Consider the following 15,747-nt stretch of genomic DNA (forward strand, 5'->3'; position numbering starts at 1 on the left):
TGCATTCATGTCGGAGCCTTGGCAGCGGAAGGAATATCCAGCCAGCCGTCGTCGATTTCGGGCAGTGGGATGGCCGCGATCAGGTCGCGCGTGTAGGTCTGTCGGGGATTTTCGAAGAGAGCGTCCGTCGCGCTCGCTTCGACGATCCTGCCTTCGCGCATGACGATGACCTGCCGGCACAGCCGCCGGATGACCGACAGATCGTGGCTGATGAAGGCGACCGTCAGCCCCATCTCCTCCGCCAGTTTCTCCAGAAGGGTGAGGATCTGCGCCTGCGTCGAGACGTCGAGGCCGGAGACGATCTCGTCGGCCAGCACGAATTTCGGCGCCAGCGCCAGCGCGCGCGCTATGCCGACGCGCTGGCGCTGGCCGCCCGACAGTTCGTGGCGGTAGCGGCCGGCGAAGCTCTGCGGCAGGCCGACGCGCTGCAAGGCCTCGGCCACGCGGTCCCTGAGATTGTCGCCAAGCCCGTTCTGCTTCAGCGGCGCGGCAATGATGCTGGCAATGGTGCGGCGCGGGTTGAGCGACGACATAGGATCCTGGAAGATCATCTGCAGATCGCGGCGCAGCGGCCGCAACTCCGCCTCCGGCAGATGCGTGATGTCGAGGCGCTCGAAGCTGATGCTGCCGGCGCTGGGCTCCAGCAGTCGTACCAGGGCACGGCCGAGCGTCGACTTGCCGGATCCGGACTCGCCGACGATGCCGGTCACCGATCCCTTGGGCAGGTCAAAGTCCAGGCCTTTTAGGATTTCCGCCAGCGGCGCGCGGCCGATCAGCGGCTTGCGGGTCATGTCGGGCAGCGCGACTTTCAGGCCGCGCACGGAAAACAGCGGCTCAGCCATGCGGTCGCCTCCACGCCTGGTCCGCGGCCGCAATCTCCGCGGCAAGCCCGGCCAGCACTGCCTCGTCGACCGGCTTTAGCGAGGCGAGGGGATCGGTGTAGCGCGGCGTTGCCGCCATCAGTGCCCGTGTGTAGGGGTGCTGCGGTGCCGCGAAGAGGGCAGCTGTTGCGGCCTCTTCCACGACCTTGCCGGCATAGAGCACCGAGACCTTCTGGCTGATCTTGGAGACGACGCCGAGGTCGTGGGTGACGAACAGGATCGCCGTGCCGTGCTCGCGCTGCAACGCAGCGATGAGCCGCAGGATCTGCTTCTGCACGGTGACGTCGAGCGCCGTGGTCGGCTCGTCGGCGACGATCAGCCGGGGCTCGGCGGCGAAGGCTGCGGCGATCAGCACGCGCTGGCGCATGCCGCCGGAAAGCTCGTGCGGGTAGCTTTTCAGTACCCGGTCGGGGTCACGGATCTGCACCTCGTCCAGCAATTGCCGGATGCGGGTTTCGGCCCTCTTGCCGCTCCAGCCGAGGATGCGCACCAGCCGGTCGGTCGTTTGCGGGCCGATGCGGCGCGACGGGTTGAGCGCGGTCAGCGGATCCTGCGGGATCAGTGCGGTGCGCGCGCCGATCAGCGTGCGCCGTGCCTTCGGGTTGAGCTTGCCGAGGTCTTCGCCCTCGAGCCGCATATCGCCCTCGACGATGCGCACGCTCGACGGCAAGACGCCAAGTACCGCCTTGCCGATCATCGTCTTGCCGGCGCCGCTTTCACCGACCAGTGCTCGCACTTCGCCGGGCTGCACGGCAAGCGACACCGAGCGCAGCACGCGCTGGCCGTTCGGCAGCACGGCGCTCAACTCCTTGATATCGAGACAGGCGCTCATCGCAGCACCGGATCGAAACGTGTCTTCAGCGCCTCGCCGAACTGGCTGAACGACAGCACGGTCAGGATCAGCGTGATCAGCGGGAATACCAGCACCCACCAGGCCTGGTGGATCGACAGCCGGCCCTCGGCGATGATGCCGCCCCAGGTCGGGTCGTCGGTCGAGATCGACAGGTTGACGAAAGACAGGATCGCCTCGACGATGACGGCGATGCCCATTTCCAGCGACAGCAGCGCCACGATCGATGGCACCACATTGGGCAGCACTTCGCGCAGCATGATGCCGATGCGGCCATAGCCGGCGATGCGGGCGTTCTCGACATAGTCCATGCGCGACTGGCCCATCGCCTCGGCGCGGATGACCCGGCAGAAACGCGTCCAGTCGATGATCGCGATCGCCAGGATGACAGAGCTCAAACCCGTGCCGAGTACAGCAACCAAAAGGATGGCGAACAGCACCGGCGGGAATGCCATCCAGACATCGACGATGCGCGAGATGATGCGGTCGGCCCAGCCGCCGAAATAGCCAGCGATCAAGCCCAGGGTCGAGCCGACAAGGCAGGCGGCGCTGGCGGCGGCGAACGCAACGATGAAGGCGATGCGCCCGCCGAAGATCAGGCGTGACAAGAGATCCCGGCCGAGGCTGTCGGTGCCCAGCCAATAGCCGGGCTCCGCGCCATCGAGCCAGAACGGCGGCAAACGTTCGAGCATAAGATCCTGCGCAAGCGGGTCCTGCGGCGCGACCAGCGGCGCCAGGATCGCCGCCAGCAGCGCCAGCAGCAGCCAGCCGCCGGCCAGCCAAAGCCTGGCGCTTGAGCCGTGTCTCGAGATGCGCCTCTCATCCATGGCGCAGCCTCGGATTGAGCAGCGCATACATCATGTCCACGGCGAGATTGATCAGCACGAACAACAGCGCGAAGACCAGCACGATGCCCTGGATCAGCGGCAGGTCGCGGTTGATGACGGCGTCGATCGCCATGTTGCCGAGGCCCTCATAGGAAAACAGCCGCTCGACGATGACCGTGCCGCCGATCAGGAAGGTGAACTGCACGCCGACCAGCGTCAGCGTGGGCAGGGCGGCATTCTTCAGCGCCTCGCGTAGGATGACCTGCGTTTCCGAAAAACCCTTCACCCGCGCCAGCACGACATAGTCGAGGTCGAGCACTTCCTTCAGCGACTGTTTCAACAGCTGCGAGATGATCGCCCCCAGCGGCAATGCCAATGCCACCGCCGGCATCAGCATGTGCTTCAGGAGATCCCATGTGAGATCGAGGCGCAGCCGAAGCAAGCTTTCGAACAGATAGAACTGGCTGACGAAGGGCAGGTCTAGCTGCGGCGAGACCCGCCCGGAAATGTCGAAGATCGGCACCAGCACGCCGAACAGCAGGATCAGCACCAGGCCCCAGAGGAAATCGGGAATGGAAAGTGCTGCCCCGCTGGCGATGTCGATGCCGGCTTCCACCGCCGTGCCTCGTTCGCGGGCGCCGAGGATGGCCGTCGTCCCCCCGATCGCCACCGCCATGACAAGCGCGACGATGGCAAGCTCCAGCGTTGCCGGCAGCCGGTTGAAGACAAGCCCGAGCACGTCTTGCCGAAGCGAGATCGAGGTGCCGAAATCGCCTTTGACGACGCCGGACAGCCAGATGAAGAACTGCTCGATGATCGTCTTGTCGAGGCCGTAGAGCGCCCGCAGCCGGGCGATATCGGCATCGGATGCGCCGGGCGGCAGCATCATGGCTATCGGATCGCCGGGAGCGATGCGGATCACGACAAAGACGACGACGGCCACGCCGAACAGCGTGATCAGCATCGTCAAAAGACGGATCAGGAACCGTTGCAGGAGCATGTAAATCTTTGCTGGAGCCCGGAGGCTCGTATGCCGAAAGAAGATGCGCGCCGACGCTATGGACGGCGCGCGGCAAGCCCGGCCGATATCAGGCCGGGGTCATCAGGGCCGGCAACAGCGCGCCGGACACATGCTGCACGACGTTGACGCCCTTGGCATGCACGATCGGCTGCGCATACTGCATCAGCGGCAGCACATAGGCTTGCTCGGCGATGTATTTGTCCACCGCCTTCCAGCCGGCGATGCGCTTGGCCTCGTCCTTCTCACCCCACAGCGGGTTGATCATGTCGATCAGATCCTGGCTGTCCCACACCGAGTGCGGGCTCGGTCCATACATGGCAAAGCCGGTCGAGGTGGTCGGGTCGCCGATGGCGTTGCCCCAGTTGTAGAAGGCCGCCGGCGCCAGCTTGTCGGCGGCGCGCAATTCGTAATGCTTGGCGATCTCGTAGACTTCAATGGTGGCCTCGATGCCGACCTTGCGCCACATGCCGACGATCGCCTGGATCATCTCGTAGTCCTTGGGCTTGAAGCCCTTGGTCGTCTGGATGGTGAACTTGACCGGCTTCTCCGGCGAATAGCCGGAAGCGGCCAGCAATTGCTTGGCCTTTTCCGGATTGTGCTCGACCTTGATCGACGCGTCGTAGGCCGCGTATTCCGGCGTTTCCAGCGTGGCGAGCGGCTGGCCGTAGCCGCGCAGCAGCCGCTTGACCAGAAGCTCCTTGTCGACCGCCATGACGGCTGCCTGGCGCACGTTCTTGTCCAGCATCGCCTCGACGTCGTTGAAGAAGATCATGCCGATGTCGGAAACATTCTTGATCGAGCCGGCAAGACCGTCCTTGGCGATCAGGCGGTCATACTCCTCATAGGGAATCTCGAGCGTCACCTGCGAGGAGCCGGACTCGATTTCGGCGACACGGCTCGCCGCGTCTGTGACGAATTTGATCGTCACGTTCTCGAATGCCGGCTTGCCGCCCCAGTACTTCGGATTGGCCTTCAGCCGCAGGAAGGCGTTGCGTTCGAACTTCTCGACCATGTACGGGCCGGTGCCGATCGGAGCCTTTTCGAAACCTTCGGCGCCCACCTTCTCGTAATAGGCCTTCGGCATGATGTAGCCCGTGAGGAACGACATCCACTTGAAGTAGACCGGGTCGAACTGCACGACATCGCCCGTGATCTTGTTGCCCTCGATCTTGAAGTTGTTGACGTTCTTCCACACGAACTGGATCGGGTTGCCGGTCTTTTCATCGCCGGCCCGCTGCAACGACCAGACCACGTCCTCGGGCGTGAACGGCGAGCCGTCATGCCAGGTTACGCCCTCGCGCACCGTCATCATGATCTTGGTGCGGTCGTCATTCCAGCCCCACTCGGTGAGCAGCCCCGGCGCGAAGGACAGGTCCGGCTTCTGCGGGATGAACTGATCGAACACCGACTGGTAGAGGCCCTGGATGGTCGGGTTGACCGCCGAAGGTCCGGTGGTCGGATCCCAGGACGGCAGGTTGACATTGTAGGCGATGGTCAGTTCGCCGGCCGCCGCCCCGGCGATCTTCGGCAGGCCGATGGCCGTCGCCCCGAGTGCGGCGGCACCGTATCCGAGCAATTCGCGTCTGTTGATTGTCATGGTCGTTCCCCTTGTTGGTTTTTCTGTTTTCCGTGCACGGCTTCGTTGTTTGATCAGTGGGTTCCCTGGGCAACCGTACCTTGCCTTGCTCCACCCCAATGCCTTTCGGCTGCTACCTCCCGCCAAGCTGTTGCGCCAGCATGAAGCCCGAGGCGGCACCCGTGCCGGCGCCCGGCCATGTGGCGGCACCGGTGAGATGCAGATTGGCCACAGGCGTGTTCCAACCGGCGTAGCCGCGTGCCGGGCGAAACAGGAAATTCTGTGCCAGGTGGTGGCTACCACAAACCTGGTCGCCGCCGACGAGGTTCGGGTTCTCGCGCTCGAGGTCGATGGGCGAGAACACGGCCTGGCCAAGGATCTTGGCTCGCAGGCCGGGCGCGTAGGTTTCGACGATGTCGAGCACGCGCTCGGCATAGCGATCCTTGACCTGATCCCAATGCGCGGGCGTGATCTTGCCGGCGGCGTCGCCAAGGATTTCTGCCGGCAGCATGCGCACCTGCACCCACAGCACATGCTTGCCTTGAGGCGCGCGCGACGGATCGACCGCGGTTGGTTGGCCGAGGACCAGCACCGGCTCGTCCGGCAGCACGCCCGCCATCGCCTGCTGATAGGTGCGCGACATGGCGTCGAGCGACGGTGACAGATGCACATAGGCGAACTGCCGCAACTCGGCGCCGGCGCGCCAGTCCGGCAGATCGTCCAGCGCCAGATGGATCATCATGGTGCCCGGCGCGTGGCGGAATTTTTGCATCGCCGTGTCGAAGCCGGCGTCGCCGGAACCGTTGGGCAAAAGCGTGCCGGCCAACGCCTTGGGTGCAACGCCGGCAATGACCGCCCTGGTGGCCGTGTGCGTCTCACCGGACTTGAGCCGCACACCCGTCGCCTTGCCGGCCGAAACCGTGATTTCGGCCACCTCGGCGTTGGTGAAGATCTTGCCGCCGGCGCCCGTGACCATCCCCGATAAGGCACGAATGATGGTGTGGGCGCCGCCCTTGCCCAGCACCATGCCGAAACTCTGGTTGGCCATGGATTCCAGATAAGGGAACACGGCACCGCCTGCGATGTCGGGCGCAAAGTCGAGATGCATGCCCCAGGTGGCGAGCGTCGCCCGCACATGGGGCGACTCGAAAGTCTCCTCCAGCCACGCGCGGGGCGAGGAAAGCAGCAGGCGCCCGGTGTCGAGCGCGCCGGCGAGGCCCTTCTTGCGCCAAAGGTTCCACACCGTGCCGGCAAGGGCGCGGGCGCTCATCGGTGACCCCAAGAGGCGAAACAGATGCTCTGCTTCCGCCGGGAAGGCGGCGACCAGCTTGCGCCACGTGGCGGCATCGGCGGCGGAGAAGGCAGCCATGCGCGCGGCCGTCTTTTCCAGATCGTTGCTGACGCCGAACCAGCGTCCGTCCGGGAAGGCGCTGGCGAAACAGTCGGCGACCGGCGCGAATTCCAGCCCGTGGGCGTTCAATTCATTTGCATATTTCCGGTGGAAGGCCGAGCCGGCGAACAGGCTCAGATTCATCGCACCGAAATCGTGCCGAAAACCCGGCAGCGTGAACTCGCGGGTCTGGACGGCGCCGCCGATCGTTGCACTGCGCTCAAAAACCCCGGTTTTCCAGCCTTTGAGTGCCAGATGCGCGGCGCAAGCCAGACTGTTGTGGCCCGCCCCGACAAAGATGGCGTCGAACTCGCTCACGCCCCGCACCCATTTCCTTTATGCTTAAAGATAATTGCAGATGCATATGTTTTCGTCTAGTAGGATATTAAGGGCCGAAACGAGTCTTCAGCACATCAGACAAGAGGGAACAGAGACCATGGACACGCAACAACTCCTCGGCGAAGTCGCCGGCCAGCTTCTTTCAGGCGCCATCAAGGTGGTCGACCTGTCGGCGCCGCTCGGTCCTGACACGCCGCTGATCAAGCTGCCGCCGGAACTTGCCGTCGACACGCCGAAGGTCGAGATCCATAACATCTCCCGTTACGACAAGAATGGTCCCTGGTGGGCCTGGAACTGGCTGAAGCTCGGCGAACACTCGGGCACGCATTTCGACGCGCCGCAGCACTGGATCAGCGGCAAGGATTATCCGGATGGCGCCACCGACACCATTCCGGCGCAGAACTTTATTGGTCCGGTCAATGTCATCGACTGCTCCAAGGAAGCCGCCGCAGACCATGATTTCCTGCTCACCGTCGATCACATCAAGGCGTGGGAAGCCAAGCATGGCGCCATCAACGCCGGCGAATGGGTGGTGATGCGCACCGACTGGTACAAGCGCAACGGCTCGGAAGCCGAATTCCTCAACGCCAACGAGACCGGCCCACACACGCCCGGCCCGACGGCGGAAGCAATCCAGTTCCTGATCAGCAAGGACATCAAGGGCTGGGGCTCGGAGACGATCGGCACCGATGCCGGCAAGGCCGGCGGCATGGAGCCGCCATTCCCGGCCCACACGCTGATGCACAAGGCCAACCGCTATGGTCTGGCCAGCCTGTGCAACCTCGACCAGTTGCCGCCGAAGGGGGCCATCCTGATCGCCGCGCCGCTCAAGATCGAGCACGGCACCGGCAGCCCGATCCGCGCCCTGGCGCTGGTGCCGGGCAAATAGGGCGAAGTGGATCTTCGGGAGAAGATCATGCGCGCGGGCGATTATGCAGTGACGAGGTGGGAGAAGGGCAACGCTGGCGCTCTACGGCGCCCCCCTCTGTCCTGCCGGACATCTCCCCCACGAGGGGGGAGATTGGCTGCTTCCGCGCCCCGCTCATTCCTTCAGCGCTGGAGATTGGCGAAATCCGAGACGACATTCGATCTCCCCCCTTGTGGGGGAGATGTCCGGCAGGACAGAGGGGGGCGCGACGGAACTCGACATCGCGTGTTTGAACCCTACCTTCGGCCGGCCGGGGGCAGCCACCCATGAACGCCCCCGACCACATCATCGTCGGCAGCGGCATCAACGCGCTGGTGTGCGCGGCGATGCTCGGCGGCAAGGGCGCCAAGGTGCTGGTGCTGGAGCGCAACGACCGCATCGGTGGTTGCATGCGCACCGAGGAAATCACCGCGCCCGGCTTCATCCATGATGTGATGGCGACGACCTTCGTGCTGTTCATCACCTCGCCGGCCTATGCGGCGCTGGGCAAGGATCTCGCGCGGCACGGGCTGGAATTCTGCCACGCGACGACGCCGACCGGCGTGCTGCGCCCGGACGGCAGCCATGTGGTGCTTAGAACCGACCGCGCCGCCAACATCGCCGCCCTCAACGCCCTCGCGGCAGGCGACGGCGACCGGCACGCCGAGGATGTCGGCGGCATCGAGCGCAATGCCGGGCTGCTGTTCGGCCTGCTCGGTGGCAGCCTTTGGTCTTATCCGACAATGACGCTGCTCGCCGGTGATGCCTGGCGGCGGAGCCCGCGCGGGCTGGCCGCCTTTCTCGGCGATGCGCTGGTGCCGGCGCGCGGATGGCTGGAAAGCACCTATCGGTCCGAAACCATACGGGCGCTATGGGCACCGTGGGTGCTGCATGCCGGACTTGGGCCGGAAGATGCTTTCTCCGGCCAGATCGCCAAGGTCATCGCCTTCGCGCTGGAGGCTGCGGGCGCGCCGATCGTCAAGGGCGGGGCGAAGAACCTGCTGTCGGCGTTCGAGGCGCTTGTCAAAGAGCGCGGCGGGGTCATCTCCACCGAGGCCGACGTTGCCTCGATCATCCTGACCGAAGGTCGCGCCACCGGCGTGCGGCTGGCCTCGGGCGAAACCGTCCATGCGAAGAAGAGCGTCATCTGCTCGGTCACGCCAACGCAGCTTTACGGTCGGCTGCTCGGCAGTGACGGCCCCAAAACCGACGTCGAAGCGACGCAAAAATACCGCTACGGCAAAGGCAATTTCCAGATCCACTATGCCCTCGACAAGCCGCCTTCATGGCGAGGCCAGGGGTTGGACAAGGTGGCGCTGCTGCATCTGACGCCTGGGTTGGACGGGGTATCGAAGGCCTGCAACGAGGCGGTGCGGGGCATGCTGCCCGAAGTGCCGACCATCTGCGTCGGCCAGCCGCACGCGCTCGATCCCTCGCGTTGCCCACAAGGCAAGGCGATCCTGTGGCTGCAACTGCCCGAGGCGCCCCGTCACATCAAGGGTGATGCCGCCGGCAAGCTGCAGGCGCCGGCGGACGGGCAATGGACCGACGCGCTGCGCGAGGCCTATGCCGATCGCGCCGAAGCGATCCTTGCCAGTCATATCGATGGCTTCAAGGACAGCGTCATCGCGCGCCGCGCCTATTCGCCTGCCGATCTCGAAGCGATGAACATCAATCTGGTCGGCGGCGACCCCTATGGCGGGTCCTCGACCGTCGACCAGTCCTTCCTGTGGCGGCCGTTCAAGACCAGCCGCAATCACCAGACCGGCATCAAGAACCTCTACCATATCGGCGCCTCGACCCATCCGGGCGCGGGCCTCGGCGGCGGCTCCGGCTTTCTCCTGGCGGGGAGACTATGATGGAGCAGAAAATCGCGGAAAAGCGCCAGCGCATATCGACCTTGGGTCAGATCGGCCTGCAGCAATTCGCGCCCTATCTGATGAACCGCATCATGGGCCGCTACAACGCCACCTTGCGCGACGATTTCCGCAAGCAGGGCCTGACCATTTCGCAGGTGCGGGCGCTCGCGGTGCTGTCGGTCACCGACGGCGTCACCGTCAACGACCTCTCGGTCTATACGGTGATCGAGCAGTCCACCTTGAGCCGCACGCTCGACACGCTTGAGGGGCAGGGGCTTGTGCGGCGCGAGCAGGGGGTTAGCGACAGTCGCATCCGCCATGTGTTCCTGACCGACGAAGGCCGCACCGAGTTCACCCGCGCCTGGCCGGCCATGCATGACGCTTTCGAGGCCATGTTCGACGATGTCGACGACGCCGAATATGCAGCGCTGATCGCGACATTGCAGAAGATGCTGAAGAACATTCGCAAGCACGACATCTAGAGCTACGCGCCGCCGAAGCCGGGCGGCAACGGAAGGAGGCCAAAAATGGCCGAACGGTCTTTTGCCAAGGAAGTCGAAAAGCTGAGGCTCGGCGCCGGCGAGGAATTTGCCGGCGAAGGCATCCTCGCCATCACCAAGGCGCTGCTGCAATGCGGCGTTGGCTATGTCGGCGGCTACCAGGGTGCGCCGATCAGCCATCTGATGGACGTGCTGGCCGACGCGCAGGGCATTCTGGGCGAGCTTGGCGTGCATTTCGAGGCCAGCGCCTCGGAAGCCACCGCCACCGCCATGCTGGCGGCCTCGGTGCATTATCCGATCCGCGGCGCGGCGACCTTCAAGTCGACGGTCGGCACCAACGTCGCCTCCGACGCGCTCGCCAACCTCGCCTCCGGCGGCGTCACCGGCGGTGCGTTGATCATCGTCGGCGAGGACTATGGCGAGGGCTCCTCGATCATGCAGGAGCGCAGCCATGCCTTCGCCATGAAGAGCCAGGTCTGGCTGCTCGACCCGCGCCCGAACCTGCCCTCGATCGTCAAGGCCGTGGAAGACGGCTTCGAGTTGTCCGAGGCCTCCAACACGCCTGTCATGCTGCAGGTGCGCATCCGCTGCTGCCATGTCCACGGTCATTTCACCGCCAAAGACAACAAGCGGCCGCCGATGACGGTGGCCGATGCGCTGGAGGCGCCCCGCCGCGACACCGGCCGCATCGTGCTGCCGCCCGCTTCCTTCCTGCACGAGAAGGAGAAGGTCGCGAAGCGCTGGCCGGCGGCGGTGGATTTCATCAAGAGCCGCAAGATCAACGAGATCTTCGGTTCCGATCACGGCTCCGTCGGCATCGTCATGCAGGGCGGCATGTACAATTCCGTCATCCGCGCTTTGCAGCGGCTCGGCCTTGCCGACACCTATGGCGAGACCGACGTGCCGCTCTACGTGCTCAATGCCGTATATCCGTTGATCGACGACGAGTTTCTGTCCTTCTGCGAAGGCAAGCAGGCGGTGCTGGTCGTCGAGGAAGGCCAGCCCAACTACATCGAACAGGCCTTTGCCGCCATGCTGCACAAGGCCGGGCGTGGCACCCGCCTGGTCGGCAAGGAGCACCTGCCGATGGCCGGCGAATATACCGGCCAGGTCATGCTCGACGGCATCGGCGCCTTCCTGCGCACCGAGGCGCCGCATCTTCTGCCCGGCGAAGTGCGGGCTCCCAACAAGGTCGGCGACGGCGTCGACACGGCGGACCTGATCAATGTCGTTCCAGGTCGACCGCCCGGTTTCTGCATCGGCTGCCCGGAGCGGCCGATCTTTGCCGCGACAAAACTGGTCGAACAGGAACTCGGCAAGCACCATATCGCGTCCGACATCGGCTGCCACCTGTTCTCGATCATGCCGCCCTTCGAACTCGGCGCCACCACAATGGGCTACGGGCTCGGCCCGGCCTCGGCCTCGGCCTTCAATTCGCCCGACGCCAAGCGCCGCTCGATCTCCTTCGTCGGCGATGGCGGCTTCTGGCACAATGGCCTGACCTCCTCGATCGGCAACGCGGTGTTCAACAAGAACGACGGGGTCATCGTCATCGTCGACAATTTCTACTCGGCCGCGACGGGAGGGCAGGACATCCTGTCGTCCCGCGCCGGCAACAAGACCAAGTCGACGAAGCATCCCATCACCGAGGCCGTGAAAGGCATGGGCGTCAAGTGGCTGCGCCATGTCGACCGCACCTATGACGTCGGCAAGATGCAGGACACGCTGCGCGAGGCGCTGACCACGGACGAGAAAGGCCCGAAAGTCGTCGTCGCCTCGTCGGAATGCATGCTCAACCGCCAGCGTCGCGAAAAGCCTCTGGTCGACAAGGCGATCAAGGGCGGGACGCGCGTCGTCAAACCGAAGTTCGGCGTCGATGAGGATATCTGCACCGGCGACCACGCCTGCATGCGGCTGTCCGGCTGCCCGTCGCTGTCGGTGAAGTCGCTCGACGATCCGCTGCGCGACGATCCTGTCGCAAGCATCGACCAGAACTGCGTCGGCTGCGGCAATTGCGGCGAGGTGGCGGACGCGGCGGTGCTGTGCCCGTCCTTTTATCGCGCCGACGTCGTGCACAATCCGAGCCGTTGGGACCGCGTCCTCGAGAGCACCCGGCGCGCGGTCATTGGCCTTTTGCAGCGTCGCCGCGAGGGCCGCCGTCTGATGTTCGCCGATGCTTGATCCCAACGCTACACTGCGCCCGAAGGCTGGCGCCGCCGCCGACGAACGCGTTATCAAGCTTGCGGTGCTTGCCGTCGGCGGCCAGGGCGGCGGCGTGCTTGCCGACTGGATCACCGACGTCGCGGAGCGCAACGGTTACGTCGCGCAATCGACCTCGGTGGCCGGCGTCGCCCAGCGCACCGGCGCCACCATCTACTATGTCGAGATGGCCCGTGACACCGGCCGCCTGCCGGTCTTCGCGCTGTCGCCCTCACAAGGCGACGTCGACATTTTGATCGCTGCCGAGCTGATGGAAGCCGGCCGCGCCATTATCCGCGGCTTTGTCACTCCCGACCGCACGACGCTGATCACTTCCTCGCACCGCATCGCCGCCGTATCGGAAAAGATCGAGCCCGGCGACGGCAGGGCGTCGTCGTCGAAGGTGCACGCGACGGCTGAAGCCGCATCGAAGCGCTTCATCGCTTTCGATATGGAAAAGATCGCCGCCGACAGCGGCTCGATGATCTCGGCCAGTCTGCTTGGCGCGCTGGCCGGCTCCGACGCTCTGCCGTTCACGCGCGAAAGCTACCAGGAGGCGATCGGCGCCGGTGGCCGCGGCGTCAAGGCCAGCCTCGCCGCCTTCGCCGCCGCCTGTGATCGCGCGCGCGGCACGGCATCATCGGCTGCGCCAAAACCGGCGGAAGCAGCTGTCGTCGGCTCCGCCCTGGCCGCTGGACAGGTGAGTGGCCCGCAAGACCTCCTGCGGGGCTGGCAGGCCCTGGCCGCCCGCATCGACGTGATGCCCGTGGCGGTGCGCGACATGGCGCTGCGCGGTCTGCGAAAGGTCGTGGACTATCAGGACATTGCCTACGGACGCGAATATCTCGACCGCCTGGACAAAGCCGTCGTGCTGGACGGGCCTGATCGAGCCTATGCCCTCTCGATCGCCGCCGCCAAGCATTTGGCGAACGCCCTATGCTACGACGACATGATCCGCGTCGCCGACCTGAAGACGCGCTCGACCCGCGACAGGCGCGTGCGCAAGGAGGTCGGCGTCAGGGATGGCTCGGTCCTGCAGGTGACCGAGTATTTCCATCCGCGCATCGAGGAGTTCTGCGGCACGCTGCCGGCGGGGCTGGGCAGCTACATCGAGAACCGGCCGAAGCTCGCCGCCTTCCTTGACCGTCGCATCAATCGCGGCCGGCGCATCCGTACCGATAGTTTTGCCGGTTTCACCGCTCTGTGGTTCATCGGCGGCCTGCGCCGCTGGCGCCGCCGCCTGCTGCGCCACAAGGTAGAAGCCGCGCATCTGGAGAGCTGGTACGCGCTGGCGCTGGGCCATGCGCGTGAGGACTATGCGTTGGCCGTCGAGATCCTGAACTGCCGCCGGCTGATCAAGGGCTACAGCGACACCCATGTCCGTGCCCAGTCGAAGTTCGACCGCGTGCTGTCGGCGCTCGACCTGCTCAAGGGGCGCGCCGACGCCGCTGACTGGATCAGGCGGTTGCGCGAGGCGGCGCTGAAGGACGAGAAGGGCGACATGCTCGACGGCGCCCTCAAGACGGTGGCGACGCTGGGGGCCGGGCCGACACACTGAGGCCGCGTCGCGCCGTCACCGTGTTTCGACTTGTGAATGAAGCGGCGCAGCTTGCGGGAAAAGATGCAGCAGTCCTGAATCGGCGCGGCGGCGCAGATGTGCATCCACCTCGGCCCGGTCAGCACAGCCATGGAACCTGCCGCCGCAATGGTCACGCAACCGCACCAGATCAGACATGACGGGTGACATCGGCAGGCCGGCGGCATCGAGCAGGCTTGCGCTGAGAAAGGCAATATCGAGCGACGCCATATCGGGCATCGGGTGACGCAGTGGATGATGGAACGTCGTGAGGGTGTAGAAGGTGCGATAGGCGAGCGAGTCAAGCTTGGCCAGCGCGTCACTGCCTGCGGTCGCATCGACAAACGGTTTGGTCGCCGAGGACTGGTGGTCGCCGAATTCGAGCACCACGGCGCCGCGCGTGCCGGCCTCCGCTTCCCGTTGCTTGAGAAAATCCTGAAGGTCGCCGCGCGCGATCGCCATGCGGCGCAGATATTCGCCGACCTGGAAATCGTCCGCGAAAGGCTCGCCTTCCATCTTCAATCCCGGCTCCATCCGCCCCTCATAGGGCGAGTGCGGAAACATGGTCTGGATTTCGAGGAACAGTGGCCGGCCGTCTTCCCGGCGGTGCCTGGCGATGAATGCCTCCGCCGCGTGGTAATAGAAACTGTCGCGCAGATGGTAGAAGGGCGCGGCGATATCCTTGATGTCGAGGACGTTCTCGAACCCGATCGACTTCAAGAAAGGCCCCTCGTTGACGAAGGTAAAGTCCATCGGCGTCATGGCGGCCGTTCGATAGCCGCAGCGCGCCAGCAACTCCGGCAACGCGCCGGCGACCTTATCCTGTAGCGTGATCGTCAGATAGGGACTTCGCCAGCCGAAATCGCTGGCCGAAACCCCGGTCATCAAGGACAAATTGCTGATCCAGGTGCCGCCGCCGAACGTCTCGACCTGCATCGGGCGGGGCTCGCCGGCGGCAGGTGCAAATCGCTGCAGGAATCCCGGGCCACTGGCGATCTGCGGAAAATAGCTTGGATCGGACTGGCTTTCGCTCAACACGAAGAAAATATCGGGAAGCGCTGCCCGGTCGCCGCAGTCGACCGTGTCGGCGAAGGGTGGCTGTGGCGCGACGGCCTGCAGCCGCTGCTCGAACGCCGGCTCGACGACCAGGTTGCGCAGATCCACCAGTGAGATGAAGAAGGCCGACATGTGCCGGCCCTGCATATAGTAGAAGTACCGGTCCTTCGAAGCCTCGGCGGGAAAGGTCAGCGGCACCAGCGTGACGAGGACGGCCAGAAGCAGGGCGCGCGCCGATGCGGGCCAGCCAAGCTTCCGGTCGGCGCGAAAGATCAGGATCGCTGCGGCGATGCCAAGCACCAACACCGCGGCGACAGGCAGGATGAGGTGGAGATAGGAGCCGAGCAGGAAGCGATACACTCCCGGATCCGTGGACACGAAGATCGTGTCGTAGAAGTGCAGCGAGAACCCCTTCATCCGGAATTTGACCGCCGAGATCAGCGTCACCAGGGCAACGGCCATCCAGGCGAGATAGACGGAAAAGGCAAGGCGCCCCGATGTCAGGAACACCGCTCCCGCGAGCGCCGCCACCAATGTCAGCGAGAACGGCACCGACAGCCATTCATGCTCGGCCCGGCCGGCGCCAAAAACGCCCGCAAGGCTGATCAGCACCAGCGCCAGCGGATGGCAGAAGGCCCGCAAAGACCCTTGAAGTCGAGATATGGCTTTCCCCACGAACATGTCTGTGCGTTCCTTTGGGGGGAGCTTTGTGTCATTTGCAGCTTTCGAACAATTCCATAGTAAATTTAACCTTAATCGCCGTGTG

12 protein-coding genes are annotated in these 15,747 nt (G+C 64.9%); 5 read left to right on the forward strand and 7 right to left on the reverse strand.

Annotation, left to right across the window (positions count from 1 at the left end):
- Positions 1-5 precede the first annotated feature (5 nt).
- The 6 genes from LB547_RS14415 to LB547_RS14440 form a co-directional block, all read right to left on the reverse strand.
- A complete protein-coding gene (locus LB547_RS14415) occupies positions 6-842 on the reverse strand; it encodes an ATP-binding cassette domain-containing protein (protein ID WP_140556782.1) in 837 nt (278 codons plus the stop codon).
- Complete coding sequence (locus LB547_RS14420) at positions 835-1,713, reverse strand: ABC transporter ATP-binding protein (protein WP_140759394.1); 879 nt, start codon at positions 1,711-1,713, stop codon at positions 835-837. The genes LB547_RS14415 and LB547_RS14420 overlap by 8 nt, the downstream gene beginning before the upstream one ends.
- Positions 1,710-2,558: an ABC transporter permease gene (locus LB547_RS14425; protein ID WP_140759396.1), complete on the reverse strand. Its 849-nt coding sequence runs from the start codon at positions 2,556-2,558 to the stop codon at positions 1,710-1,712. Before LB547_RS14425 ends, LB547_RS14420 begins: the two co-directional genes overlap by 4 nt.
- On the reverse strand, positions 2,551-3,558 hold the full coding sequence (locus tag LB547_RS14430) for an ABC transporter permease (RefSeq protein ID WP_140523763.1): 1,008 nt from the start codon (positions 3,556-3,558) through the stop codon (positions 2,551-2,553). Before LB547_RS14430 ends, LB547_RS14425 begins: the two co-directional genes overlap by 8 nt.
- Before the next feature lie 88 nt (positions 3,559-3,646).
- Entirely contained in the window at positions 3,647-5,176 is a 1,530-nt protein-coding gene (locus LB547_RS14435) for an ABC transporter substrate-binding protein (RefSeq protein WP_140556779.1), read from the reverse strand.
- A gap of 112 nt (positions 5,177-5,288) precedes the next feature.
- Positions 5,289-6,863 carry a phytoene desaturase family protein gene (locus tag LB547_RS14440; protein WP_140759398.1) on the reverse strand — a complete coding sequence of 525 codons (1,575 nt, stop codon included), beginning with the start codon at positions 6,861-6,863 and terminating at the stop codon, positions 5,289-5,291.
- A gap of 118 nt (positions 6,864-6,981) precedes the next feature.
- Here LB547_RS14440 and LB547_RS14445 point away from each other — a divergent pair, with 118 nt between their 5' ends.
- The 5 genes from LB547_RS14445 (at position 6,982) to LB547_RS14465 (ending at position 13,907) form a co-directional block, all read left to right on the forward strand.
- Positions 6,982-7,773, forward strand: coding sequence for a cyclase family protein (locus LB547_RS14445; RefSeq protein WP_140496959.1), 792 nt, complete (start codon positions 6,982-6,984; stop codon positions 7,771-7,773).
- Positions 7,774-8,078: 305 nt separating this feature from the next.
- Positions 8,079-9,650 (forward strand): phytoene desaturase family protein, encoded by a 1,572-nt coding sequence (locus LB547_RS14450; RefSeq protein WP_140759400.1) that lies wholly within the window; start codon positions 8,079-8,081, stop codon positions 9,648-9,650.
- Positions 9,650-10,132, forward strand: coding sequence for a MarR family winged helix-turn-helix transcriptional regulator (locus LB547_RS14455; RefSeq protein ID WP_140496955.1), 483 nt, complete (start codon positions 9,650-9,652; stop codon positions 10,130-10,132). The genes LB547_RS14450 and LB547_RS14455 overlap by 1 nt, the downstream gene beginning before the upstream one ends.
- Positions 10,133-10,177: 45 nt before the next feature.
- Complete coding sequence (locus LB547_RS14460) at positions 10,178-12,331, forward strand: indolepyruvate ferredoxin oxidoreductase subunit alpha (protein ID WP_140759402.1); 2,154 nt, start codon at positions 10,178-10,180, stop codon at positions 12,329-12,331.
- Positions 12,324-13,907: an indolepyruvate oxidoreductase subunit beta family protein gene (locus tag LB547_RS14465; RefSeq protein ID WP_140759404.1), complete on the forward strand. Its 1,584-nt coding sequence runs from the start codon at positions 12,324-12,326 to the stop codon at positions 13,905-13,907. The genes LB547_RS14460 and LB547_RS14465 overlap by 8 nt, the downstream gene beginning before the upstream one ends.
- A 15-nt stretch (positions 13,908-13,922) precedes the next feature.
- Here LB547_RS14465 and LB547_RS14470 read toward each other — a convergent pair whose 3' ends face one another.
- Entirely contained in the window at positions 13,923-15,662 is a 1,740-nt protein-coding gene (locus LB547_RS14470; protein ID WP_224655871.1) for a sulfatase-like hydrolase/transferase, read from the reverse strand.
- Positions 15,663-15,747 lie beyond the last annotated feature (85 nt).

Origin of the sequence: Mesorhizobium sp. B264B1B, from assembly GCF_020165765.1 — a bacterium.
Lineage (GTDB): Bacteria > Pseudomonadota > Alphaproteobacteria > Rhizobiales > Rhizobiaceae > Mesorhizobium.